Annotated in this window: 22 protein-coding genes; 14 read left to right on the top strand and 8 right to left on the bottom strand. The window is 67.1% G+C overall.

The features are described 5' to 3' along the window. Positions 1–72: 72 nt before the first annotated feature. The 3 genes from EMO90_RS05765 to EMO90_RS05755 form a co-directional block, all read right to left on the bottom strand. Complete coding sequence (locus EMO90_RS05765) at positions 73–789, bottom strand: hypothetical protein (protein WP_150354415.1); 717 nt, start codon at positions 787–789, stop codon at positions 73–75. After that, positions 779–1,870: an NUDIX hydrolase gene (locus tag EMO90_RS05760; protein ID WP_150354414.1), complete on the bottom strand. Its 1,092-nt coding sequence runs from the start codon at positions 1,868–1,870 to the stop codon at positions 779–781. Before EMO90_RS05760 ends, EMO90_RS05765 begins: the two co-directional genes overlap by 11 nt. Before the next feature lie 229 nt (positions 1,871–2,099). Continuing rightward, on the bottom strand, positions 2,100–4,337 hold the full coding sequence (locus tag EMO90_RS05755; RefSeq protein ID WP_150354413.1) for an RNA degradosome polyphosphate kinase: 2,238 nt from the start codon (positions 4,335–4,337) through the stop codon (positions 2,100–2,102). A 2,058-nt stretch (positions 4,338–6,395) separates the two neighbouring features. Here EMO90_RS05755 and EMO90_RS05750 point away from each other — a divergent pair. Genes EMO90_RS05750 through EMO90_RS05735 form a run of 4 tightly spaced genes read left to right on the top strand, consistent with a single transcriptional unit; the run spans position 6,396 to position 9,715 of the window. Next, entirely contained in the window at positions 6,396–7,430 is a 1,035-nt protein-coding gene (locus tag EMO90_RS05750) for a P-loop NTPase (protein ID WP_150354412.1), read from the top strand. Next, complete coding sequence (locus tag EMO90_RS05745) at positions 7,411–8,511, top strand: CpaF family protein (RefSeq protein ID WP_150354411.1); 1,101 nt, start codon at positions 7,411–7,413, stop codon at positions 8,509–8,511. Before EMO90_RS05750 ends, EMO90_RS05745 begins: the two co-directional genes overlap by 20 nt. Continuing rightward, positions 8,508–9,161, top strand: a complete 654-nt coding sequence (locus EMO90_RS05740) for a type II secretion system F family protein (RefSeq protein WP_150354410.1) — start codon at positions 8,508–8,510, stop codon at positions 9,159–9,161. The genes EMO90_RS05745 and EMO90_RS05740 overlap by 4 nt, the downstream gene beginning before the upstream one ends. After that, positions 9,158–9,715: a type II secretion system F family protein gene (locus EMO90_RS05735; RefSeq protein ID WP_150354409.1), complete on the top strand. Its 558-nt coding sequence runs from the start codon at positions 9,158–9,160 to the stop codon at positions 9,713–9,715. The genes EMO90_RS05740 and EMO90_RS05735 overlap by 4 nt, the downstream gene beginning before the upstream one ends. Positions 9,716–9,732: 17 nt before the next feature. Here the strand turns inward: EMO90_RS05735 and EMO90_RS05730 are convergent, their stop codons facing one another. Next, positions 9,733–10,341, bottom strand: a complete 609-nt coding sequence (locus EMO90_RS05730) for a LuxR C-terminal-related transcriptional regulator (RefSeq protein WP_190973679.1) — start codon at positions 10,339–10,341, stop codon at positions 9,733–9,735. 527 nt (positions 10,342–10,868) lie between these two features. Between EMO90_RS05730 and EMO90_RS05725 the strand changes: the two genes are divergently transcribed. The 7 genes from EMO90_RS05725 (at position 10,869) to recR (ending at position 17,369) form a co-directional block, all read left to right on the top strand. Continuing rightward, positions 10,869–11,399 carry a hypothetical protein gene (locus EMO90_RS05725; protein ID WP_150354407.1) on the top strand — a complete coding sequence of 177 codons (531 nt, stop codon included), beginning with the start codon at positions 10,869–10,871 and terminating at the stop codon, positions 11,397–11,399. 151 nt (positions 11,400–11,550) lie between these two features. Next, the gene (locus EMO90_RS05720) at positions 11,551–11,832 is read left to right on the top strand and encodes a DUF4244 domain-containing protein (RefSeq protein WP_150354406.1); all 282 of its coding nucleotides are present in this window, start codon (positions 11,551–11,553) and stop codon (positions 11,830–11,832) included. Then, positions 11,832–12,185: a TadE/TadG family type IV pilus assembly protein gene (locus EMO90_RS05715; RefSeq protein WP_150354405.1), complete on the top strand. Its 354-nt coding sequence runs from the start codon at positions 11,832–11,834 to the stop codon at positions 12,183–12,185. The genes EMO90_RS05720 and EMO90_RS05715 overlap by 1 nt, the downstream gene beginning before the upstream one ends. Before the next feature lie 38 nt (positions 12,186–12,223). Next, on the top strand, positions 12,224–12,553 hold the full coding sequence (locus EMO90_RS05710; protein WP_190972043.1) for a pilus assembly protein TadE: 330 nt from the start codon (positions 12,224–12,226) through the stop codon (positions 12,551–12,553). A gap of 48 nt (positions 12,554–12,601) precedes the next feature. Further along, the gene (locus EMO90_RS05705; protein WP_150354403.1) at positions 12,602–13,720 is read left to right on the top strand and encodes a diacylglycerol/lipid kinase family protein; all 1,119 of its coding nucleotides are present in this window, start codon (positions 12,602–12,604) and stop codon (positions 13,718–13,720) included. A 112-nt stretch (positions 13,721–13,832) separates the two neighbouring features. Beyond that, positions 13,833–16,763: a DNA polymerase III subunit gamma/tau gene (gene dnaX / locus EMO90_RS05700; protein WP_150354402.1), complete on the top strand. Its 2,931-nt coding sequence runs from the start codon at positions 13,833–13,835 to the stop codon at positions 16,761–16,763. Between the two features lie 3 nt (positions 16,764–16,766). Then, positions 16,767–17,369, top strand: a complete 603-nt coding sequence (gene recR, locus EMO90_RS05695) for a recombination mediator RecR (protein WP_150354401.1) — start codon at positions 16,767–16,769, stop codon at positions 17,367–17,369. A gap of 12 nt (positions 17,370–17,381) precedes the next feature. Here the strand turns inward: recR and EMO90_RS05690 are convergent, their stop codons facing one another. Further along, complete coding sequence (locus EMO90_RS05690; protein ID WP_150354400.1) at positions 17,382–18,689, bottom strand: MDR family MFS transporter; 1,308 nt, start codon at positions 18,687–18,689, stop codon at positions 17,382–17,384. A 208-nt stretch (positions 18,690–18,897) separates the two neighbouring features. On the opposite strand from EMO90_RS05690, the gene EMO90_RS05685 reads away from it, so the two are divergent. Both EMO90_RS05685 and EMO90_RS05680 read left to right on the top strand, forming a co-directional pair. Further along, positions 18,898–19,662: an aspartate kinase gene (locus EMO90_RS05685; RefSeq protein WP_150354399.1), complete on the top strand. Its 765-nt coding sequence runs from the start codon at positions 18,898–18,900 to the stop codon at positions 19,660–19,662. Positions 19,663–19,695: 33 nt separating this feature from the next. Next, entirely contained in the window at positions 19,696–20,259 is a 564-nt protein-coding gene (locus EMO90_RS05680; RefSeq protein ID WP_150354398.1) for an ACT domain-containing protein, read from the top strand. A 161-nt stretch (positions 20,260–20,420) separates the two neighbouring features. On the opposite strand, the gene asd is transcribed toward EMO90_RS05680, so the two are convergent. After that, positions 20,421–21,515 (bottom strand): aspartate-semialdehyde dehydrogenase, encoded by a 1,095-nt coding sequence (asd, locus tag EMO90_RS05675; RefSeq protein ID WP_150354397.1) that lies wholly within the window; start codon positions 21,513–21,515, stop codon positions 20,421–20,423. Between the two features lie 249 nt (positions 21,516–21,764). On the opposite strand from asd, the gene EMO90_RS05670 reads away from it, so the two are divergent. After that, on the top strand, positions 21,765–22,385 hold the full coding sequence (locus tag EMO90_RS05670) for a DUF5701 family protein (protein ID WP_150354396.1): 621 nt from the start codon (positions 21,765–21,767) through the stop codon (positions 22,383–22,385). A gap of 211 nt (positions 22,386–22,596) precedes the next feature. On the opposite strand, the gene EMO90_RS05665 is transcribed toward EMO90_RS05670, so the two are convergent. Both EMO90_RS05665 and EMO90_RS05660 read right to left on the bottom strand, forming a co-directional pair. After that, entirely contained in the window at positions 22,597–23,382 is a 786-nt protein-coding gene (locus EMO90_RS05665; RefSeq protein ID WP_190972046.1) for a FadR/GntR family transcriptional regulator, read from the bottom strand. Positions 23,383–23,849: 467 nt separating this feature from the next. Continuing rightward, complete coding sequence (locus tag EMO90_RS05660) at positions 23,850–25,370, bottom strand: metallophosphoesterase family protein (protein WP_150354394.1); 1,521 nt, start codon at positions 25,368–25,370, stop codon at positions 23,850–23,852. Between the last annotated feature and the right edge of the window lie 52 nt (positions 25,371–25,422).

The following is a 25,422-nucleotide window of genomic DNA, read 5'->3' as shown; positions in this document are numbered from 1 at the left end:
CCCGACGCGCCCTCATAGTGTACGGCATGACGCCCGGATGCGCGAATCGGCGAGCCGCATCGCCCCGCCGTGCTATTCGAGTTTGCCGCGCCTCCACAGGATGGCCCCGTGGCGGAAGTCCTCGGCACTCTGGCGCAGCGAGGCGGCGTGGTGGAGCATGCGGGCGATGGCGGCGCGCTGCGCATGGCCGTCGGTGCGGTGCTCCAGATAGGCGTTGCGGCGCTTGGCCTCGGCGGCGATCCCGGCCACGATCACGTCGCAGAACGCACTTGCGCGCTCCAGCGCCACCGCGAAGTCGCCGGTGAACGCGCCGGAGAGGATCGAATCGGCGGTGCGTGCGATGTCGTCCTCGGTGGGCGCTTGATCGACGCCGGCGATGGCGGAGGCCGCGGTGGCCACCGGCTCGCCCATGCGCCACAGGCGGGAGATCGATTCGCGGTCGCGGGTCATCCACGTGCGCAGCATGTACAGGCGCCACAGGATGCCGGGCAGCGAATCGGGCTCGGCGTGGCTCCACAGTTCGGCCACCAGATCCACGCCCTCCATATCCACCAGGGTGAGCACGCGGCGCACCACCTCGGGATCCTCGGTGTGGTGCACGCGATCGAGCAGCGAGGCCGCGGTGGAATGGGCCAGATCGCTGAGCTGTTCGGGGTCGACCCCGCCGGCGATCTGGTTGACCAGCGCCGGGTCGAGTTGAGCGGGTCGTGCGGGACGGGATGCGCCCAGACGCGCGGGCGCGAACCCCGACCCCGCGGCGTGCACGGAACCTGAGGAACTAGTAGACAATCGGCGTCACTTTCTGAATGTTGATGATTACGGGGCCATCCTTCCCATCGACGACGCTGAACATGATGGCGGTGCCGGTGGGCATGTACGGCGTTGAGGAGATGAGTCGTTTGGCCAGGGCCTTCGTGGCACATATTGTACGCAGATGGGCGAAAATGCCGCCGATCACCGGCCGGTGCATGCAGATCGCCGTGTTGCGGCCGTCGGCGACGGTGCGCTTGATCTGATCCAGAAAGCACTCCCAGGCGGCGTCCGGATCCGCGGCGAAGGCGTCCTCAGTCAGGGGATCGGCATTCTCCAGCGGCATGCCGGTCTGCCAGGAGAGGATCTTGAGCGTTTCTTGGCAGCGGCGCCACGGCGAAGAGACCAACCGCGATGGGTTGTAGCAGGCGAGCTCGCGTCCCAGCGCATAGGCGGCGGCCGCGCCGCGTGGCGTGATCGGACGATCGGCGTCGGTGCCGTTCCAGGTCTTCCGGGCCTCGGCCTTGGCATGCCGGACTAGCAGAACCGTGCGGGCGAATGCGGCGCCCTCCTCCACGCGATCCACGAACTGGTCGAGGACGTCACGGTCGAGCGGATGGGTGAGGATGCGGCGCGCACGGAAGACGGGCAGCCACACCACGCTGTCGATCTCCTCGCGATCGGCGAGCCGGATGGGACCGAATGCGGTGCGCAGACGCTGCTTGGCCTCGTCGTCCAGAGGCGTGGCCATCCAGTAGCGCACGTGCTTGGTGTCGAGCCGTTTCGCGGCCTTGCCGTGGCGGGCGTTGCGGCCCTCGTCCTCCAGCGCGTATTCGACCTCGCCGATGTATGCGCCCAGCTCCACGTTCATACCGGTTTCCTCGCCGATCTCGCGCACGGCCGCGTGCAGCGGCGTCTCGTTTGGATCGACTCTGCCCTTGGGCCATGTCCAGTCGTCGTAGCGCGGCCGGTGCACCACGCACACCTCGATCTCATCCAGCACCGCATGGGGAGATGCCCCCTCGGGTGTCTGATCATGATCGACGAATTTCGTCCAGCCGCGGAAATCCCCCCGCCATCGGTAGAGTATGCCCCCTGCCGCCTCTACTACCAGCGCCATATCATCCTTTCAGCTACTTCATCACATACGTGGTTATACGAAAAGCAACGTTGTTTTTGCCCCTCGCCCCAAAGTACGCTAAAGGCCGATACCCATTGCGGGCATCGGCCTTTAGGCTGACGTATTTCCGATGATACGCGCTTTTTCAGCGGATGCGTTCACATGCCGTGGTTTGCCCGTGCGTGCTGAGCCACGGGACCACGTGGGCGTGAACGCATCCGCTGTCGGATCAGTGGTTGCTGCGCGGACCGCGCGTGTGCTTGCGGATCAGGTAGTCCTGCGCGTCGACCAGCGGGTGGCCCTCCTCGTCCGTGGAGTGGCGCACGTAGGTGCCGTCCGGCTGCATGTGCCAGGAGCTCGTGGTGTCCGCCATCTGCAGATCCACGTACTTGATCAGCTCGTCCACCTGCTCCGGATCGCTCACGCGCACCAGCGCCTCCACACGACGGTCGAGGTTGCGGTGCATGAGGTCCGCGGAGCCGATCCACACCTCGGGGCCGGAGATCGGGCCTTCGCCGATCTGCGGGCCGTTGGAGTTGCAGAAGGCGTAGATGCGGGCGTGCTCCAGGAAGCGGCCCAGGATCGAACGCACGCGGATGTTCTCGGACAGGCCGGGAACGCCGGGCTTCAGGGCGCAGATGCCGCGCTCCACCACGTCGATCTTCACGCCGGCCTGGCTGGCGCGGTACAGGGCGTCGATCGTCTTCTCGTCCACCAGGGAGTTGACCTTGATCTTGATCCAGGCCTCCTTGCCGGCCTTCGCGGCATCCTCCTCGCGGCGGATGCGGGCGATCAGGCCAGTGCGGATGGTGCGCGGGGCGACCAGCAGACGGTGGAAGCTGGACTTCGGCGCGTAGCCGGACAGCTGGTTGAACAGACGGGTCAGATCCTGGCCCACCACCGGATCGCAGGTCAGCAGACCCAGATCGGTGTAGATGCGGGCGGTCTTCGGGTTGTAGTTGCCCGTGCCCACGTGGCAGTAGCGGCGAAGGCCGTCCGCCTCCTGACGAACCACCTCGATGAGCTTGCAGTGGGTCTTGAGGCCCACGATGCCGTAGACCACGTGCACGCCGGCGCGCTCGAGCTTGCGGGCCCAGGCGATGTTGGCGTCCTCGTCGAAGCGGGCCTTGATCTCCACCAGGGCCAGCACCTGCTTGCCGGCGTGGGCGGCGTCGATCAGCGCGTCCACGATCGGGGAGTTGGAGCTGGTGCGGTACAGGGTCTGCTTGATGGCCAGCACGTTCGGGTCGGCCGCGGCCTGCGCCAGGAACGCCTGCACGGAGGTGGAGAAGGAGTCGTAGGGGTGGTGCAGCAGGATGTCGTGCTCGCGGATGGCGGCGAAGATGTCCTGCGCACGGCTCGACTCGACCTCGGCGATCTGGCGGTTCGTGGTCGGGATGAACGGGCGGTACTTGAGGTCCGGACGGTCGATGCCGCCGAGCTCGAACAGCACGGTGAAGTCGAGCGGGGCGGGCAGACGGTAGACCTCGTCTGCGGTCACGCCGAGCTGGTCGGCCAGCAGCTGGGAGAGGAACGGGCTCGCGTTGTCCGAGATCTCCAGACGGATCGGCGGTCCGAAGCGACGGCGCAGCAGCTCCTTCTCCATGGCGTTGAGCAGGTTCTCGGCGTCATCCTCCTCCACGTCGATGTCCTCGTTGCGGGTGACGCGGAAGGAGCGGGCCTCCTTGATGATCATGCCCGGGAACAGGGATTCGAGGTGCGCGATGATGAGGTTCTCCATGGTGATGAAGCCATAGCGCTCCTCGCGGCTCTCCTCATCCGTCAGATCGTCCACCGGCACCAGACGGTTGAGGTTTCCGGGGATCTTGACGCGGGCGAAGTGCGACTTGCCGGAGGTGGGGTTCTCCACGATCACGGCCAGGTTCAGCGAGTTGCCGGAGATGTACGGGAACGGGTGGGCCGGGTCCACGGCGAGCGGGGTGAGCACGGGGAAGACCTGCTGGCGGTAGTAGCGCGACAGGCGCTCCTGCTCGGGGCCGGTGAGCTTGTCCCAGCTCAGGAGGACGACGTTCTCCTTGGCGAGGTCCGGAAGGATGTGGTCGATCACGTAGTGGGCGTGCTCGTCCTGCAGGCGATGGGCCTGCTCGCTGATCGCGCGCAGCTCCTGGCGCGGGCTCAGGCCGGCGGCGGAGGGCACGGCGATGCCGGTGTCGATGCGGCGCTTGAGGCCGGCGACGCGGACCATGAAGAACTCGTCAAGGTTGCTGGCGAAGATGGCGGCGAAGCTCGCGCGCTCCAGCGTGGGCAGGGTCTCGTCCTCGGCGAGCTCCAGCACGCGCTTGTTGAACAGCAGCCAGCTCAGCTCGCGGTCGAAGAAGCGGTTGTCGGGCAGCGGCTGCTCGGCCGCGTCCGACTCGCGCTTGTCGGTTTTATCGGTTTCGGCGATGTGCTCCGCGATCTGGGATCGCAGAATCGCCTTGGAGGGTGCATCGAATATTTGGGCCATACATCTTACTTTAGGGGTTCGGGGCTGTGACACGGCAGAGGGCCGGCAGAATTCAACATCATTTAACTTACGGCCGGTTGGCGGCGGGTTTGGTGGGTGGGTTTGGGGCTCATACTCATACGAACTGGGCAGACCGGAACTGGGCAGTGCAAACTGGGCAGTGCAAACTGGGCAGATCGGAACGCTGATTTCGCAAACTGGGCAAATCTGTCCATCTGGAGGCCCAATTCGACGTCCAGATGACCGGATTTGCCCAGTTTGTTGGGCCGGGATCCCGATCTGCCCAGTTTGCGCCATGAACTGGGCAGATCGCGGTTGGATGATCGGGGCTGGGCGGAGGATCGCGGAGCCCGAGGACCAGGACGATCATCGGATCCGCTCATTGCGCATCGGAATCCATGCGGAATGAGCAAAACTGATGGGCGGATCGGATGTGCGGGGAGCGCATTGACGTGCGCTGGTCACAGTGAGTGCGCATCGAGTGCGTCACCCATCGGATCCGCTCATTCTGGTTCCGGCTCGATGTAGAGTGAGCAGATTCGCTGTCCTGTGGCCGATTTTGGGCTGTAGGACATTGGATTTGCTCATTCCGTGCCCGATGACGTGCAAAGTGAGCGGATCGGATGCGACGGCTTTCCTCTTTCCTCTTTCCGCTTCTCGCTTTGCATAACAAAAAAAGAGGACTCCCGGATAGGGGAGCCCTCTTATGCAAGAACCCTTTTCATGAGCAGAATCTCTGCACAACATCCTCGTCGTAACGGTAAGTCTATCCAATACCCGCTCAACGGAACAGTCCTCGTGACCATAACCTTTGTGGGTCTGCTCTGTGAAGTTGTCCTTGTAGTTGGTAGATTATTCGCCCTCCGCCATATGTGCAAGTCAGTCGCGGATCGTCGCGTTCCTTGTCCGCTTCATGTGCGATTGGGTGGTTTTTGATCGTATGACAATCGTTTTATGTGCGCATATAACGATTGACGCCAATGCGACTGTGCGGCTGTGGTCGATTGCGCGCGGATTGGCCGATGAGGAGCGGCGTGTCGTATCCGCTGCCGTGTGCGATCGCACAGCGCGGTCCTTTTGCGGGCGCAGGTCGGGTGCGATGCGGGCGCAGGTGGCGCGATGCAGGTGAGGACATGCGTGGGACGCGGGCGGATGATCGCCTCGGCTATCGCGATCCATGAGCGGGCGCTGGACATGCGCCAGACAGACGGGGCGGTGTGACTTGAGCCCCACGCGGTGCGGATGAGGGCGACGCGACTTGAGTCACGCGGTGCGGTCGGACGTCACTGGGGCGGTCGCGGCGTCACGCGGTGCGAGCGTGGCGTCGCTGGGCGCGATCGGGGCGTCACGCGGCGCGATTGACGTCACGCGGCGCGATCGCACCCTGTGACGCCGTCCGGGAGGCCTTGTGCCGCAACGGTTTTCGGATCCCGTCACCGGGTGCGCTCGCGCCGCGTGACGCAGTTCGCTCCCGGTGACGCCCAGCCCGCACCCCGTGACGCATCCGTCCCGCGCAGGGCCGCGCACATGGCCGGATCCGCCCAGTTCGCGCCCCCGACTGGGTGCCAACATGGCGCAAACTGGGCAGATCGGAACGCGACATTTGCGAATTGGGCAGATCTGGTCATCTGGGGCCCAATTTCGGCGCGTAACGGACATGATTTGCCCAGTTTGGAAATCGAATGACTGGATCTGCCCAGTCTGATATGCCAGTTTGTACTGCGAACTGGGTGGCTTCGGCAGATCCACTTGTTGGATCCAGCGGATCCCGTCGTGACGTCGGCCAATCGAGTGTGCCCGAATCATCCGGCGTTCTGCCGGCATTCGTTTCAAGTGGCGTTTCAAGTGGCGTCTCATGTGGCGATCCTGCTTAGGCGATCCTGGCCCGCACCTCGGCTCCCGCCCCGATTTGCTCGGCGCCCCACATTCGACCACACCACCCCTCTGTGCGCGAATGTGTCTCGCGACACGCCGAAAACAGGGCCTTCGGGGGGTACATCCGCGCACAGAGGCCCGCCGGACTTGCCCGCAACGTCGCCCCGGCCGTTCCATCGGGGCATGAACACTCAATACACCCAGTACGGCCAACAGCCGCAGCCCTCGGATTCCCCCTCCATCCCCAAACCGCCGACCCGCTATTACCCGTCGTCCGGCGCATCCCAGACCTCCCGCGGCGCCGCGCAGCCCGGCCTCCAGCCCGTTGCGAACCCTGTCGCGCCATCCGCGGCAACCGGGCGAAGCTCCGGCCCGCGCCATTCCGCCGCTGTCCGCCCGCCTATGCGACTGGCGGATGCCAACCCCGCCCGTCTGCCCGAAACGGCTATCGACACGGCGGACGACGGCAACATCATTCTGTGCCTGTCCGCCAGCGGAGGCGTGGGACTGAGCGTGTGCGCTTCCATGCTCGCGCTCGCTCTGTCCGAACGTGGCCATGCCTGCGCGCTCATGGATGCCGACCGCACGCGCGGTGGGCTGGACGTGCTGCTGGGCTTGGAGCGGGAGCAGGGCATGCGCATGAGCGACGTGGAGGCGCCGTTGGGCAGGCTCGAAGGCGATGCGCTCAGGCAGGAGCTGCCCAAATGGGGGAACGTGAGCGTGCTGGCCGCCGATCCGTGGAATGGCGAGCCCGCGCAATGGTGGGAGTTGGAGGCCGCCGTGGCCGCGCTGTCGCAGGTGCACGATCTGGTGGTCGTCGACGGCGGCGACGGTCGTGGCCTTGAGCAGGTTCCCTCCCTCGCCCGCGCCGCCATACTGCTGGTGGTGGAGATGTCCGTTCTGGGGCTGGCCCGCGCTCGCACGCTGATCGGCGGAATCGGCGGTCCCGTCCGCACGGGGGATACGGCGGGCCCCCTGTGGCTGCTGGGCGTGCACCCGCGCGGCATGCCTCGCCGGGCCCCGCGGCTGGACGCCGGACAGGCGGAGGCGTACCTGCATCACCGCGTGGAGGATGCGATCGAGCCCAAGCCATCCCTGTGCGCCGCGCTGCTTGACGGCATGGGCGTTGAGCGGATTCCGCGCGAATACCGGAAAACCTATGACGCGCTCGCCGAACTGGTTGAGCGGGAGACCGGTCATGCCCGCGGAACGGCGTGAGTCCGATCTGCCGCACTTCGGCCCGCTGTCCGCGCTCGCGAACGATCCCAAGGTCACTGACGTGGCGGTCACCTGCGATGGCGGCGTGTGGGTGGACCGCGGCGACGGCATGCGCGAGGAGCAGGTCGCCCTGCCATTGCGCGACCCGCAGGTGATCCGCGAATACGCCGTGCAGCTGTGCTCCCAGCTGGGCCGCCGACTGGACGACTCCTGCCCGATCGCCGACGCCTCCACCCCCGGCGGCATCCGTGTGCATGCGGTCATCGCGCCGATCGTGCCGCAGGGCGCCTCCATCTCCATCCGATTCCCCGACCGCGTCACCGCCCATCTGACGCAGCTGTGCGCCGGCGGCCTCATGCCCGCCGCATGGATGAACGTGCTGCGCCGGCTGGTCCGCGCCCGCGCAAGCCTGCTCGTGACCGGCGGCACCGGAACCGGCAAGACCACGCTGCTCAAGGCCCTGCTCGCCGAATGCCCGCAGACCGAGCGCATCATCACCGTGGAGGAGGTGCGCGAGCTGGGCGGATTCGACCATCCCAATCATGTCTCGCTGGTCACGCGCGAGGCGAATGTGGAGGGCGCCGGCGCGATCGGCTTGCCCGCGCTCGTCAAGGCCACGCTGCGCATGAGACCGGACCGCGTGGTGCTCGGCGAGTGCCGCGGCGAGGAGATCGCCGATCTGCTGCGCGCGTTCAATTCCGGCCATCACGGCGGCATGGCCACCCTGCACGCGGACGGCGTGGCCCGTGTACCATCCAGATTGGCCGCGCTGGGTCTGCTCGCCGGGTTGGATCCGGGCACGCTCGCCATGTTCGCCGAGGGTGCGTTCGATGCGGTGCTGCATCTGGAACGCATGGATGTGGGCCGCCGGCTGGTGTCCATCGGCTGCCTTGCAACGGATGGCTCCGGTGCGCTCAAGGGCGTGCCGCTGGCCACATGGGACGGGCTGGGCACGCCGCGATACCACCCGTCCTGGCGCGCGTTCGCCGCCCGGTGGGGGCTGGGCGTGGGCATGCCCCAGTCCGGCCGCTCCGTTGCACCCGTACCCGCCCCGCCGGCTGCGGGAAGGCGCCGGCCATGATCGCGCTCGCGGCCCTGATGACCGGCCTCGCGGTCGGCCTGTGGCTGTCCGCCCGCGACGGCAGGGCCGGCCGGCTGGACACCTTCGCCCGGTACGGCAGGCATCGGCCCATGGCCTTGGGAATCGCGCTGGCGATCGCCGCCATGGTCGCATCCGTGCGCAACGGGGCCACGGTGACCGAGGCGTTCGAGGAACAGGCCGGCCGCCGGTTTGCGACGCCCCGCATCAGCGCCCGCCGCGCCGGGGAAGCCCTGTCCCGCCGCGCGGACGATCATGACGATGAGGCGCACATCCGCGACGCGGCCCGCCAGCTTGAGGCCGCCTGCACGCTGAGCGACGAACTGGGCTGCGAGGCGTCGCGATGCCTGGAGGCGGTGGGCGTGGCGTACCGGCGCACCCGCCTGCTCGACGATCGCCGCCGCGAGATGATGGCCGGGCCTGAATCCACGGTCCGGTTGCTCACCGGTCTGCCGGTGCTCACCGTGATCATGGGCGAGGCGATGGGCGCGCATCCGCTGGCGTGGATGACGTCGTCCGTGTTCGGGTGGGTCTGCCTGGGGCTGGGATTGGGCTTCTATGCGGCCGGCATGATCTGGACGCGCCGGCTGCTTGCGGCCATGGCAGCGGCGAGCATGGGGGAGTTGCGATGAACGGCATGATGATCGTCTCCGCGGCGCTCGCCGGTGCCGCGATGTGGCTGTGGCCGGGCGATGGAGGGGCGGGGCGGCTCAAGCGCGCGCAGGATGATGGCGATCGTACGGCGCCCTCGGCCACCCTGCTGCTGGAGATGTTGGCGGTGTCGATCCGCCAGGGCGCCTCGATCCCGCGGGCGCTCGACGCCGTGGGAACCGCATGGGGCGGGGAGTGCGGCGGGCTCATGATCCGCACCGCGGCGGCGCTGCACAGGGGAGCCGGATGGCCCAACGCGTGGGCGCTGGCCTGCGGCGACGAACGGTTCGGCCCGCTCATGATGCTGGTGGCGGATACGCTGGAGCCCTCCTGGCGCCATGGCAGCTCGCCCCTGCCGCACATCGAGGCCGCGGCGGAGCAGATCGACAAGGACTCCCGCCGCCGCATCGAGGAGGCCGCGGCCAAGCTCGGCGTGCGCATGCTGGTGCCCACCGGCCTGTGCTTCCTGCCCTCGTTCATTCTGATCGGCATCGTCCCGGCCATCGCCTCCTTCGGCTTCGAACTGTTCGGCTGAGGGATGGGCCGGTTGGATCATTCGCCCTTGAGCCAGGTCAGAACGGCCTGCACGTTGTTGCCGGCGTGCAGTTTGCCGCGAATGCTCTGCAAATGCCGGCGCAATGTGCCGGGGGTGATGCCGAGGGAGGCGCAGATTCCCGCGCTCGCCACGTCGTCCACCATCAAGTCCAGAATCTCCATCTCCTTGACCGTGAGCCGGCCGTCGGCCATGCCCAGCCGCTCCACGGCCCGATGATGCGCCTCTTCGGCGGTGGGAAAGCCCGGCATCACGCCGCCCGAGGCCACCGTTCGCAGGGCCCCTACGATCACACCGTCATCGTCCTTGCATACCAGTCCCTGAGCGCCGGCCCGTATGGCGATGCTCCGGGAATCCCCCATGGGGAAGGTTTGCGTGGCAAGCAGCTTGATCCGCGCCGACTTGCGGCGGATCAGCAGGCATGTGTCCGCGCCTTTGAGCCCTTGAAGCAACAGGTCGATGAGTACCAGATCGGGTTTTCTGTGGTCCCTGAGGCAATGTTCCACTGCTTCGCGTCCGCTGCTTTCCGTCCACAGCACATGCGCTTCGGCAACCATGTCCGCTATGATTTCGCGCAGGGTCCGCATGGCCAGGGCGTCCGCGTTCACGATGCCCATGGTGAACGGCCGCGGGGTGGCTGGGCGCTGGGTCGCAGCCGTTCGTGTTCGATCTGCGGTGTTCATAGCACCCCCTTTCCCCAAGTTTTGCGCCTTTGTTGGCATCCACTATAGCTTCGGCGCCGCAAGTCCGTGTTTCCGCGAAGTCGGTGGGGATGCGCCGCCTGCAAATGTGTGGATTTTATGGCGAAATCCGGGGAGGAGGGGGTTTGGTGAACGAAACGCGCATACCGGTTCCGGCCTCCATGGGCGGTGCGCCTATGATGATGCCATCGGGATTGTCAGTCGTCAATGAAGATCGTGCGAACCCCGATTTCGTGGATCATAAGCGGAAGGAACGGCAATGAAGTCCGTTAAAGTTGCTGCGTTGTCTGCCGCCGTCTTGCTGTGCGTGGCCGGTTGCGCCGGCGGTTCGTCCGCCGGCGACGCGGCTGGTCAGTCCCCTTCGTCCGCGTCCGGCTCGGAGACCATCACGCGGAAGACCTCGGAACGGTTCGCTGCGACGCAGCGGGAATGGCTTGAAAAGAACCTCGGGTTCGCCAAAGAAATCCGGGCGGGTCTCCGATCGGCAAATCGCCATTCTTGAGCGGTCCGTGCAGGCTGGCTCCATTTCCGCGTCCGATTACGAGAAGACATGGGCGAATTACAGACAGTGCGTGGTGGACAAGGGCCAGCCCGAGCCGGAGCTCGATCGCTATTCCAATGGCCTGTACGCCCAGCGAGGGTTGACCGGCAGCAGTGAGAAGGTGGGCGCCTTTTCCGCGGTTTCCGTGCCGTGCCATACGGCGGAGGTGCTGTATGTCGCCATGGTATACAACGTGCAGATCGGCAATCCGAACCTGTACCAGGACCCGTATGTGCAATTCGTCGATTGCCTGCAGCGTGCCGAGGTCGTTCCGAAGTCGTATACGGCCGAGGATTTTCAGCGTGAGCGCCGGAGTGACGAGTTCTCGTACAATAAGCGCGATCCGAAGGTGCGTGCGTGCGAGGTGGCCAGCAACATGGCCGTGGGTTATCAGGATGACGTGTATCAGGACGTCGGCTGGTAACCGTTTCCCCGGCGCGACACGCCCGAAATCACGATAGGGGGGCACATTCGACCACATGGGTCGAAAACCAATTAATTCAACCGTCGAATCATGCATGGTGGCCCGTAGCTCCGGTCGACCGGCCGGGGCAAGCCCAATGAAAGGACCAACCATGACCCTCGCAACCATGTCCCCCGAAACCTCCTCCGGATCCGTCCAATCGGCCGGAGTCCTCACCCGTCTGCGCAACGGCGTGCATCGCCGCGTATGCATGCTCGATGCCCGTCTGAGGACCGTGGCCGCCGAGCCGGAGAAGGGCGCGGTGACCGCCGAATACGCGGTGGTGATTGTGGCCGCGGCCGCCTTCGCCGTGGTGCTGCTGACCATCGTCAAGTCCGACCAGATCAAGCAGCTCCTCCTCAAGCTCATCCAGAACGCCCTGAAGGTCGGCTGATGAACGGCGCCGTGCGGAACCCGTCCGATCGGGGGTCGGTCACCGCGGAGTTCGCGGTCGTGCTGCCGGCGGTGATGGTCATGGCCATGCTGCTGCTGGCGCTGACCCGGACCATCGCGGTGTCCCTGGACTGCCAGGAGGCGGCCCGCACGGTTGCCCGCCAACTCGTCACCGGCGGCGGGACGGACCGTGACTGGCAAGACCTGGTCCAGGCCGCCGCCGATGGCTCCACGCTCACGATCGACGATCTTGGCGATCGATACGAGGTGCGCACCCGCTGCCCCGTGCTGCCGGGGCCGCTGGGCGTGATCCCCGCCGCCGTGGAGGGTTTCGCGATCGGATTCCGGCAATGAATCGCGCGCATCCGCTGCAACGCTCCGATCGGGGCTCAATGACCATCGTGGGCGCGGCGCTGATTCTGCTCGCCGCCGTGCTGCTGTGCGCGATCGCGGCGATCGGGCATCTGCTGCTGTGCCGGTCCCGCGCCGGAACCGCAGCCGAGGGAGCCGCCATCGCCGTGGCCACGGCTTGGGACGAAGGGCGTGCGGATCCGTGTTCCGCGGCCGCGGACGCGCTTGAGCCGTACGGGGACGTTGCGTTGACGGCATGCGACGTGGCCGCCTCCGGCGACGCCACGGTGACCGTCTCCGCGCGCACGGGCATCCCCTTCGTGCCGGAGGTGCTCGGCAAGTCGCGTGCCGGGCCGCAGAACTGCGCGTGATCCGGCGAGGCTGGCGTGGTCCGCGCCCGCTGGGTTATCTTGAACGGTATGACTCAACAGCACGGGACAGTGGCGGTGATCGGCAACCCGACCTCGGACAAGGGCCGCGGCGCCAAAATCGACGCGCAGGTGATCGAACTGCTCGAACGGGCCGGCGAGGTCCACGGATTCGGCGTCATCGACCTGACCGGGACCAGCTTCGACGACTCCCTGAACCGCGCGCGGACCGAGGCCGACCGCTACGACCATCTGGTGGTGGTGGGCGGCGACGGCATGATCGCGCTCGGCGCCAACGCGGTGGGCAACAGCGGCAAACCACTCGGCATTGTGGCGATCGGATCCGGAAACGACTTCGCGCGCGGGCTCAGACTGCCCATCGACCGCGTCGAGGTGGCGGTGGAGGGCATCGTGGGCGCGATCGTGCGCGGATCGCACATCGACGTGGACATGGGCCATGTGGTGTCCATGCCGGGCGGCCGGGCCGTGGAGCCCAGCACGGGGGCGGAGATCGACGCCGTGGAGCATTCCGAGGCGCCGATCGACCGGTACTACGCCGGCATGCTGTCCTGCGGGCTTGACGCGAGCATCAACGACCGGGCCAACCATTCGCGGCTGCCCAGCGGCACCCTGCGCTACCTTTCGGCCGTGCTCGTGGAACTCACCCGGCTCAAAAGCTACGGGTACCATGTGCGCGTCACGCCTGTGGACGGCGAGGTTGAGGAGATGGACATCGTCACGCCGCTGCTGACCGTGGCCAATTCGCGTCACATCGGCGGCGGCATCCAGGTCTCCCCGTACTCGCTGTTCGCGGACGGCCAGCTGGACCTGATCTGGATCAACCACATGCCGAACCTGCCCGAATGCGCGCAGGCGGTGTCCAAGGCGTACGGCGACCGGCTGCTCGGGTGTCGCATATTCAGCTGGCGGCGCATCCGCGAGATCGAGATCACGCGGGCGTCCGAGGGTGCCGATCCGCCCGTGCTCATGGCCGACGGCGAGTACGTGGGCCATCTGCCGGTCAAGGTGACCGCCTGCGACCGCGCCCTGAGGGTGCTGGTCCCGCCCGCGGTGGCGGCGGCCGAGGCCCGCAGGACGGATCGGGACGTGGAGGCGATGCTGCGGCGCGACGGACGGGACCCGTTCACCGGCGCGTTCACGCGGGACTGAGCGGCCCATACGGACCGTTCGGCGGGACATGCGCGCCCTATAGCCGGGTGACGGTAGGTTAGAGGGTAGTGTTTGTAGGATTTCGCAAGACGGAAACTTATGGGAGGACTCCATGGCGTTGGCGCTGTATCGGCGGTATAGGCCGGACACGTTCGAGGGGGTGATCGGGCAGGACCAGGTCACCGTGCCGCTCATGCGCGCCCTGGACGAGAACAAGCTCACGCACGCCTATCTGTTCTCCGGTCCGCGCGGCTGCGGCAAGACCAGCTCCGCGCGCATCCTGGCCCGATGCGTCAACTGCGCGAAGGGCCCCACCTCCCATCCGTGCGGCGAATGCGAAAGCTGCCGCGACCTGGCCACCGGCGGCCCCGGATCGATCGACGTGGTGGAGATCGACGCGGCCAGCCATAACGGCGTGGACGACGCCCGTGAGCTGCGCGACCGCGTGGCCGCCATGCCTGCGCGCGACCGCTACAAGATCTTCATCCTCGACGAGGCCCACATGGTCACCCCGCAGGGCTTCAACGCGCTGCTCAAGACCGTGGAGGAGCCGCCGGACCATGTGATGTTCATCTTCGCCACCACAGAGCCGGACAAGGTGATCGGTACCATCCGCTCGCGCACCCACCACTACCCGTTCCGGCTGGTGCCTAGCGAGGTGATGGGGCCGTACTTGGAGGACATCTGCGCCAAGGAGGGCATCAAACCCGAACCCGGCGTGCTCAAGCTCACCATGCGCGCCGGCGGCGGTTCGGTGCGAGACACGCTTTCTGTGCTCGACCAGCTCATGGTCGGGGCTGTGGACGGCGTGATCACGCAGGACAGCGCGGTGGCGCTGCTCGGCTTCACGCCGGACGCGCTGATCGGAGAGGCCGTGGACGCGGTGATCGGCCGCGACGGCGAGGCGCTGTACGGAGTGGTGCAGAAGGTGATCGTGGGCGGCTTCGATCCGCGCCGGTTCGTGGAGGACCTGCTGGCCCGCGTGCGCGATCTGCTGGTGCTCACGCTGGGCGGCGCCAAGGCCGAATCCGTGTTGAGCGACGATGCGGCGGCCGAGGACATGGACGATCTCAAGCGCCAGTCGCAGGCGCTGGGCCTCGCGCGGCTCACCGACATGGCGGAGACCATCAACACCGCGCTGGGTGCTATGAGCGGGGCCACCTCGCCGCGCATGAGGCTGGAACTGCTGGCCGCGCGGCTGCTGGCCGGGCCGGTGGTCGTGGCGGCTGCCCCGGAGGCTGGCGGCTCGGCCGCCGGTGTGGGTGCCGGGCCGGCTGCCGGCGTATCCGGTTCCGCGGCGCCGGGCGGTGCGTCCGCCCCCGTGCCGGCACAGCGCGGCGGTTTCGCGGGGTCCTCGCGCAGACCGCGTGGGGGATTCGCCGGATCGTCGCGGCAGCAGGAGACAAACGCCAATGCCTCCGCAGCCGGATCGGCGCCTGCCTCCGCGTCCGTCGCCGTGCCCGGGAACGCCCCGGCGGCGCCGTTTGCCCAGCCCGGTCAGGCTGGCATGGGCGGCCAATCCGGTCCGGTATCCCAGCCCGGGCAAGTCGGCCAGTTCGAGCAGCCGGAGCAGCCCGCCCAGTCTCAGCCCGCCCAGTCTCAGCCCGCTCAGTCTCAGCCCGCCGCGCCGGACAATCGCACGCCGGACGAGAAGTGGGACGCCCTGGTGGCCGGACTGCCGTCCGATGTGGCAGCGTACGTCTCGCGCGCCAAGGTGCCGCGCATCAACCTGCGGCAGGACCCGCACACCGGTGCGGGCAAGCTGTGGATCAAATTCGACACGCCGCTGAGCAAGTACGCCTTTGCGATCGCCATGTCCGACGAGGAGGTGGACGGATCGCGCAAGGTGGTGGACATCCTGCGTGCCGAGACGCGCAAAATGTTCGGCGAGCAGGTGAGGCTGGCCCCCACCGAGAAGATGGCCGACGGCCAGGTCGCCCCGCCCCTGAGCCATCTGCCGGCGGACGAACAGCGCCGCATCAAGTCGCAGATCGCCATGATGAACGCCGGTCTCGCGGCGGCTGGATTGGCCGCGGTGGTGGGCGGCGGCGCGGCCCGCGGCAAGGATGATGCCGCCACGGCACCCGCTGAAGATCATGCGGCGTCCGACGCCGACGACGTTCACCGAGGCGGCTCTTCCGCTCTGCCCTCGGACGATCCATGGGCATCAGGTCCTGCCGGTCCATCGGCGGGAGTCGCGTGGGGATCGGCGTCGGGAACCGCGGCGGCCGGAGCCTCCGACGCCGACGATGATCCGTGGGCCACGCCTCCGCAGCATCGGACTGCGCCCGCCGAGCCCGTCCACGAGACGCCCCAGCCCGAGCACCATAAGCATGTGGCCGTGCCGGATCTGAGCGACGACACCGATCCATGGGCCACGCCTGCTCCGGCGGTCGCGGCTCCGGTGCCGCTGCCCACGCAGTCGGTTGCAACCCCGGCGACGCCCGGGACGTCCGCTGCTCCCATTGCGCCCAATGCGCCCGCCGCCCCCGCCGTGCAAACCCATCCGTTCGCGCCGTCCGCCCAGCCGCCGCAGCATCATGCGTTTGCATTGCCCACGGATCCGGTCCCGGCGGCTCCGCCCATTGCGCTGCCCACCGACCCGGTCCCGGGCGGTCCGGCCGGCGGACCCGGTTCCGCCGCGCAGGGCCCGTCGGCGCTGCCGTACGAACCCGAACCCGACGGCGACGGCGCGGGGATGCCATATGAGCCGGAACCGGACGATCCATGGACGCGGCCGATCAGCGTGCCTACCGTGCCCCCGATGCCGTCCACGCATCCGGGCCGGCATCCGGTCTCGGGGCCGGAGCAGCGGACGGGCTGGCAGCCGGATCCGCAATCGGCCGCAGGGCAGGGGATGCGTCCCGATGTGGACCCGGACGACGACGAATACTCGATGAACGACGAGGTGCTCGGCCAGGCCACGGCCATGGGCGTCGAAGACCTGAAGAAGCTCTTCGAGGTCAAGAAGGTGGAGGAATTCGCCGCCGACGACCCGCGCAACCCCAACAACGTCCAGCGCAAGACCCGCGAGGAGGAGTAAACCATGGCCCTTGCATACGACGGAGCGATCCAGAACCTGATTGACGCGTTCTCCCGTCTGCCCGGCATTGGCCCCAAGGGCGCCCAGCGCATCGCCTTCTACCTGCTCGGCGCTTCCGACGACGAGGCCCGCGCGCTGGCCGACGCGATCAGCGAGGTCAAGTCCAAGGTGCGGTTCTGCGCGATCTGCGGCAACGTGTGCGAGACGAGCCCCTGCCCGGTGTGCGTGGACCCCCGTCGCGACCACACGGTGATCTGCGTGGTGGAGGAGCCCAAGGACGTGATGAGCATCGAGCGCACGCGCGAATTCCGCGGCATGTACCACGTGCTCGGCGGCGCGATCAACCCCATGGCCAACGTGGGGCCGGCCGACCTGCGCATCCCGCAGCTGCTCGAACGGCTCAAGGACGGAAGCGTGACCGAGGTGATCCTCGCGCTCGACCCGAACATCGAGGGCGAGGCGACCTCCACGTATTTGGGCCGTCTGCTCGGGCCGCTGGGCGTCAAGGTCACCCGGCTCGCCAGCGGTCTGCCCGTGGGCAGCGATCTGGAGTACGCTGACGAGATCACGCTGGGCCGCGCGCTCGCCGGCCGCCGCGAGGTGTGACGCGGCGGGCTCCTACGCCAGCCGCTCCTGCAGATTGCGCGCCATCGCGCGCTCGCGCGCTCCCTTGGTGAGCCGCAGTCCCAGCGCCACCAGCAGGAACATCGCCGTGCATGCCTCCCACAGGAAGTGCGCGCCGAAGCCGCTGATCACCCATCCTCCCACCAGTGGGGCGATGGCCTGGGACATTGAGCCGCTGAGGTTGTAGATGCCCTGGTAGGTGCCGCGCGCGTCGGCCGGGGAAAGACCCGCCACCGTGGTCGCGGCGATCGGGAACGTGCCTAGCTCGCCCAGCGTCCACAGGGCCGCGGCGATCGCGAAGGCGTGCCATGAGGTCGCGCCGATCTGGAGCATGTAGCCCGCCGCGGTCACCAGCATGCCGAGTACCAGCACGCGCGTGTTGCTCATGCGGTTGAACACCGCGATCGCCGGGATCTGCAGCAGGCACAGGATGCCGCCGTTGATGGTGAGCACGTGCGAGTACTCGTCCGTGCCGAGGCCTATCTGCGTCATCGCGATCGGCAGGCCGCTGGTCATCTGGAAGTAGGCGACCGTGTAGCCGAACATGAGCAGGACCATCGACATGAGGGGCCAGTCGGTCAGCGCGCGGCGGTAGTTGGCCGCCATGGAGACCGGTCGCTTCCGTGGGCGCGCGGGGTCGGGCCCGGCGGCGGAGTCGGCCCCGGCGGGTAATCCGGTGGTCCCGGCCGCCCGGACGGTCGCGGGTGAGGGCATCCGATCGACGCCCATGCGGTGGAAGAAGACGACCAGCATCACGCTCACGGCCGTCAGCATGGCCGCCTCCGTGTAGAACATGAGCGTGTAGGAGATCTTGACCAGGTGGTTCGCGATGATCGGGCCCGTGGCGAAGCCGAAATTCAGCGCCCACGTCTGCAGTGTGTAGGCGCGTTTCTGCATGGGGACCGGCACCACGTCCGCGATGTATGCGGACACGGCCGGGGTGGGCAGGGACGAGATCACCCCGTAGAGCAGCAGCATGCCGCCCATGACGATCGGATCGTCGATGAACGAGAGGATCACCAGCATGGCGGCCGATCCGAGCTGTCCGATCACGATCATCGGCTCGCGGCCGAACCGGTCGGACAGGGCCCCGCCGAACAGGCAGCCGAAGATGCCGCCGAAGCCGTACATGGACACGATCGTGCCCGCCAGCCCCGCGTCCACGTGCATCGTGGAGACCAGGTATATGGACATGAACGAAATGACGAACCGGCCCATCCACAGGAACAGGATGGCCAGCCACAGGCCCCAGAACAGCATCGGGAGGCCGAAGATCACGCGTTGCTTCTTCACTGAATCCATGGGACGCCACCATATCGCACCGGGTATCCGCCCGGCGTGTGCGCGGGCTGTGCCCGCCGTCCGCGCTCGGCGTCTGGCATCCGCGCATGGCGGGCTCGTTGTCCGAATGGTGGCTCGGTTTCGCCCGCAAACGGCGCAATCCCTTATAATCTATGGCGTTTGCGCGGAGTGTAGGCGCAGGCGAAATCCCGGAGAAGATTGGAAAGTCGTGGCTCTCATCGTTCAGAAGTACGGTGGCTCGTCGGTCGCCGATACCGATTCGATCAAGCGCGTGGCCAAGCGCATCATCGAAACCAAAAAGAAGGGCAACAAGGTGGCCGTGGTGGTCTCCGCCATGGGCGACACCACGGACGACCTCATCGATCAGGCGATGAGCATCGACGGCAACCCGCCCGAGCGCGAGATGGACATGCTCATGACCGCGGGCGAGCGCATCTCCATGAGCCTGCTGGCCATGGCCATCCACGCGGCCGGATCGAAGGCCCACTCGTTCACCGGCCAGCAGGCCGGCTTCCTCACCGACGCCCGCTACGGCGCCGCGCACATCAAGGCCGTGCGCCCCAAGCGCGTCGAGCAGGTGCTGGACGAGGGCGAGGTGGCGATCGTGGCCGGCTTCCAGGGCATCAACGAGGACGGCGACCCCACCACGCTGGGACGCGGCGGTTCGGACACCTCCGCGGTGGCCCTCGCGGTGGCCCTTGGCGCGGACATCTGCGAGATCTACACCGACGTGGACGGCATCTTCACCGCCGATCCGCGCATTGTGCCCACCGCGCGCCGAATCCCCTTCATCGACTACGACTCGATCCTCGAGATGGCCTCCTGCGGCTCCAAGGTACTGGCGCTGCGCTGCGTGGAGTACGCCCAGCGCTTCGACATGCCGCTGCACGTGCGCTCCTCGTTCTCCCACCGTCCCGGCACGCTGGTCGTGCCCGAAGGCGTGGACCCGCGCACCCTGCCCAACCTCGACTGATCCGCAAACGAAACTTTTGAAAGGCAACCAACAATGAGCGACAACAACAAGTCCATGGGCGATCTGTTCCCCGATCTCGGCCCCGAGGCCCCGGTCATCTCCGGCGTGGCGCACGACCGCAGCGAGGCGCTGGTCACCGTGCGCGGCGTGGCGAACGAGCCGGGCATGGCGGCCAAGGTGTTCACCGAACTCGCCAATGCGGGCATCAACGTGGACATGATCGTGCAGGCCGGCGCCTCCACCGGCACCGCGGACATCTCCTTCACCGTGCCGGAGACCGCGTGCAAGAAGACCGAGGAGGTGCTCCAGAAATCGCACGACGATCTGGACTACCGCGAGTTCGACGTGGACAAGACCGTGGGCAAGGTGGCCGTGGTGGGCGTGGGTATGAAGACCCATTCCGGTCTGGCCGCGAAGTTCTTCAACGCGCTGAGCGACAAGGGCATCAACGTGCTTATGATCTCCACCTCGGAGATCCGCATCGCCGCGCTCGTGCCGCTGAGCCAGCTGGACGACGCGGTGCGCGCGCTGCATACCGCCTATGGTCTCGACGCCGATCAGGTGGAGGCCGTGGTGTACGGCGGCACCGGTCGCTGATCGGCGGACCGGGTTCCATCGTTTCATATACGCAAGTGGGGCTTCCCGATGATGTTCATCGGGAAGCCCCACTTTGTTGATGTTGAGCGGCGGTTAAGGATCCTTCGGCTCGCTCCGCTCGCTCAGGATGATCGGTTGCGCGCTGATCGGTGCGCAACCAGTCACTTGGCCTCGATGTAGCCCAGCGCCTTGAGCATCTCCGCGCATTCGAGCGCACCGCCGGCGGCCCCGCGCAGGGTGTTGTGGGCCAGGCCCACGAACTTCCAGTCGAAGATGGAGTCCTCGCGCAAGCGGCCGATCGACACGCCCATGCCGCCCTCGTAGTCCACATCGAGCTTGACCTGCGGGCGGTCGTCCTCGGTGAGGTACTGGATGAAGTGCTGCGGCGCGTGCGGCAGACCCAGACGGGCGGCCTCGGAGGTGTAGTTCACCAGACGGTCGACGAGCTCCTCCTTGGTGGGGTTCTTGCCGAAATTGATGAACACCGTGGCGGTGTGGCCGTTGAGCACGGGCACGCGGATGCACTGCGAGGTGATGCGCAAGGAGCCTTCGAACGGCACGATCTCGCCCTTGGCGTCGTCCACGTGGCCGAACACCTTGAGCGGCTCCTTTTCGCTCTTGGCCTCCTCGCCGGAGATGAACGGGATGATGTTGCCCACCATCTCGGGCCAGTCCCTGAACGTCTTGCCGGCGCCGGAGATGGCCTGGTAGGTGCTCACCACCACCTCGCGCGGCTCGAACTCCTTCCACGCGGCGAGTGCGGGGGTGTAGGCCTGGATGGAGCAGTTGGGCTTGACGGCGATGAAGCCGCGCGTGGTGCCCAGACGGCGGCGCTGGTACTTGATCACGTCGAAATGCTCCGGGTTGATCTCCGGGACGACCATCGGCACGTCCGGGGTCCAGCGGTGGGCGCTGTTGTTGGAGACGACCGGGGTCTCGGTCTTCGCGTAGCGCTCCTCGATGGCGCGGATCTGGTCCTTGGGCATGTTCACGGCGGAGAACATGAAGTCGACGCCGGCGGCGACCTTCTCGGCATCGTCGCCATCGACCACGACCATGTGCCTGGCGTATTCGGGCATGGGGGTCTCGATCTTCCAACGATCGCCCACGGCCTCCTCGTACGTCTTGCCGGCGCTGTGCGCGGACGCGGCGAGCGTGACCACCTCGAACCACGGGTGGTTTTCGAGCAGCGTCACGAAGCGCTGGCCCACCATGCCGGTGGCGCCGAGGATGCCGACCTTCAACTTTTCGGACATATCAACCTTCTGGATTTGGGGGATGGTGTGCGCAGGCGGCCCCCTTTCCAGGCGACCGCGGTATCCAACGATTCTACGGGGAAACCGTCCCGGACGCGGGGGATGGGTGCCATTGTGGACATTCCCGGGTGATTTTTGTCCGATTGGGCACCCCTAGGCGCGGCGGGTGCCCGGATGGACGGTGTCCGGATGGACGCGACGACGGCCCGGAATGTCCGTTTCGGCACCCGCCCGTCCTACACTGGAGGCATGTCGAAGGCATCCGTGGAAGCGCAGCGCCAGCTGGACCGCATTGTGGCATTGGGATACCCGGACGTGGCGGATATGAGCGCCGCCGCGTTCCGATCGCTCGCCCGTCCCCTGATCGCCGCGCTGGAGCACACCGATCTGGACGAGCGGATCCTGCTGGTGCCCACGCGTGAGCTGGTCTCGCCGGAGTCGCTGATCGCCCGCACGTCGATCAACCGCATGGCCGGCTTCACCACCATGCCGCCGCGCGACATCGCCAGCTTCCTGCCGCAGGATGGTTTCGAGCCGCCCGAGGGCCCGTTCTACATCGTGGTCGAGCCACACACGGGCACCAAGTACACCAACCGCGAGCCCGATGTGGCCCGCAAGCTGATCGATTCGGACGGCCGCATCCCCCTCACGCTGGAGGAGGGGCTGGCGATCGCCACGCAGCACCCCATCTGGCTCAAGGAGAAGAACGGTTTCAATCTGCTGGGCTCGCGCAGCGCCGACGGCCGCGTGCCGAGCATCTGGATGAGCCAGAACGCGCCCAGACTCGGGGCGGTGTGGCCGAACTCCCGGCACACGTGGCTGGGCAACGCGTTCTGCATGGCCCGCCGCGGGGTGTCGCTGTTTCGGTGACGTCGCTGGCGAAACGGAGAGCCCTCACCGTCATCCTGGGCGCAGCGTGATGGAGCCCCTCCGTCATCCTGAGCGGAGCGGAGCGAAGTCGAAGGATCCTTACTATTCTGCGCATAGTTGCAAGCGACTTTGTGTACAAGGTTAAGGATCCTTCGACTCCACTCCGCTCCGCTCAGGATGACGGAGGGACGCTCGGGCTGAGCGGAGGGGACTATTGCTCCTGGATGCGATGTCGCAGAATCGATTCGATCGGCTCGTAGTGGTCGATCACGGCCTCGCGATAGCCGTCCACGTCACCCGCCAGCGCCGCGGTCAGCATGCGCTTGTGCGCGTCGGCCGTGCGATTGAGTTCGTCGGACACCGGCAGTCCCAGTTGGGGAAGCACCGCCATGTGCACGAGCCACAGGGATCGGACCATCTGCTTGGCCACCGTGTTGTGCAGCGCATCGAGCAGTCCCAGATGAAAGTCGATGTCCGGTCCCAGAAATGTCCGGTCCTCCGCAGCGCTGGCGATCATCGCATCCGCCAGTTCCATGAGCTGCGGCTGCTCGGTGCCGGCCAGCGAGGCGACCACTTCGTCGGCGCAACCCAGATCCAGGAGCCGGCGCAATTGCACTACATCCTGCAGATCGGCGAAATTCCTGCCCACGGAGACCATGGATCGGAAGGCGAGTGTCTCCACCATCGGATCCAGCGACAGGGAACCCACGAACGTGCCCTTGCCATGCTCCACCTTGACGATGTTGAGCGCCTCGAGCTTTCGCACGGCCTCGCGCACCGAGGAGCGGGAGGCGCCTATCGCGTCGCACAGCTGCGTTTCCGTGGGCAGTACGTCGCCCGGCTGGAGGCGTTCGCGCAGGATATACGCCTTGATCGCGTCCATCGTCTCGTCGCACCTGCTGCGCGATGCGGCCGGCACCGGAGCCGGATTGGCACTCAGGGACAGTCTTGTCAGGATCTCAAGCTCGTCGGGGACGTGGGGGATGGGATCGTTCAGGCCATCGGGGCTGAGTGGAACGATTGCACCTGAAGGTCCTGCGTTTTGGTCTGCTGAGCTGTTCACGATGGCTCCTTCTCGTGTTCGATGGCGGTCGCCGAACCGTGCATCGATGACACGATCCGACGTCTCCGCCGTACCCCCGATATCGAATACGTTCCATCATAGTCCCATTCCGCCGTTCTGAGCGCGGCAGAGTCTCCCCTCGTCATCCTGAGCGTGGCGCAGCGGCCCCTTCCCGTCATCCTGAGCGAAGGCGCAGCCGTAGTCGAAGGATCCTTAATTCCCCGCACTGATGCATACAACGATTGGTGCACAGTGGCCAAGGATCCTTCGGTTCCGCCCTTCGGTGTCCGGCTGTGCCGGACCGTCGCCGCCTTGGCGGCGGCTCCCTTCACCTACGGACAGCCCACCGGGCTGTCCGCTTAACGGCTCAGCGCTCAGGATGACGGGAAGGGCCGCGGCACTTAGCGGGACGGGCGGTTCAGCAGGCGGCGCGCTCCACGGGCGCAGGCGGATCCGATCGCGGCGGCCACGCCTCCCGCGATGCCGACGAGCGTCACGAACACGCTCGGCCGGCGCAGCTGATCGCGCAGGCTTGGGCCGTCGGTCACCAGATGGTCGCCGAAGAACACGCGGGTCTCGTTGCGGCTGCGGCGGCCCACCAGCTCGCCGTAGGTGAGCATGCGCGTGGTGTAGCGGGACGGATCGGACTCGTGGAACTCGAACAGGCGGATGCCGCGCAGACGCGACTTGGGACCGTAGGAGGCGAAGCCGCAGGTGGGGGCGTAGCCCAGATCGAGGCCGTCCACATGGCCCACGAAGGCGTTCTTGTGATCGTGCCCGCAGAATAGCGCGAAATAGCCGCCGGCGTCGACCATCGTTTGGACCTGGCCGCAGTTCACATCCGCGCAGCCGATCGCCTCGCCCAGTCTGGAGCCGGGGCGGCAGACGGACCGATCGAGCACGTAGCAGCGGCCGGCGAAGGCGCGCGTGCCCTCCACGGCGTTGGGCGTGAAGGCCGGCACTTCCTTGAGGCAGTCGTAGAACTCCTGCGGGGGGATGTGCTGGAAGGCGATCGCGGGGACCGGGCGTCCGTCGCCGTTGCGGCGGACCATCTCCCGCTGCGATTCGGCGAGCCACGCAAGGGCCTGCGGGGTGGGGGAGCCGTAGCCGTCCGAATCGGCCAGATCGATCTTGCGGGGGTCCCGCGCATAGTCGGCCTGACTGGTGGCGGGACCGGCGTTGCGGCTGGCGTTGCGGCCGATCGCTCGTCTGGCCGCGGGGGAGAGATGCGAGGAGGGCTCGCCGTCGATCGTGTCCGATCGTGAGGGATGCTCGGTGGCGTAGTCGCCGGAATTGACCAGCGTGACGCCCATGGCGATGTGGTTGGAACCGTCGGACGCCATCACCGGCAGGGCGAAGGTGCCAGGCTCGCAGGGGATCGGGGCGGACGGGCTGGACGCAATCCGGCCCGGCTGGTCGGGCTGGGCGTCCGGGTTGAGGCATCCGGGGAACTCGCGGTAGATGCGATCCTGCTCATCGGCCAGGATGCCGCACTGGAAGTCATGGTTGCCGTAGGTGGCCGCGAAGGGCACGCCGGCGCGGACGATCGGTGCGAGGAATCCCGCGAAGCAGCGGCGGACCTTGGCGCGGGCGTCGGCCATGAGCGCGCCGGCGGGCCAATCGTCCGGTCCGGGCTGGTTCGGACCGCCGAAGCGCCTGCGCCACCACGCCTCGAGTCTGGTGACCTCGCGCACGCTGTCCCCGGGCCGCTCGCCGCGCCGGCGCAGGAACGTGTGCATCCAAGCCGGGTCGTAGCCGCGGATCTGATCGCCGGTGAACACCACCAGATCGGGATCGGCGCGGCGGATGGCCGCCTCGATCAGCACCACGGTGTCTGGATCCACATCCGGGCCATCCTGAACATCCGCCATCTGCAGCACGCGGAAGGTCCCGTCGTGCCTGAACCGCAAAGTCCTTCTCATAGTCACCACTGTACCGGTGGGGGTTGCCGGGACGCTCGGATCGGACGGGTGG

Origin of the sequence: Bifidobacterium vespertilionis, assembly GCF_008698145.1 — a bacterium.
In the GTDB taxonomy this organism is placed as follows: domain Bacteria; phylum Actinomycetota; class Actinomycetes; order Actinomycetales; family Bifidobacteriaceae; genus Bifidobacterium; species Bifidobacterium vespertilionis.
The sequence above is the reverse complement of the archived record's forward strand: the minus strand, read 5'-3'. Positions and strand labels throughout refer to the sequence as shown.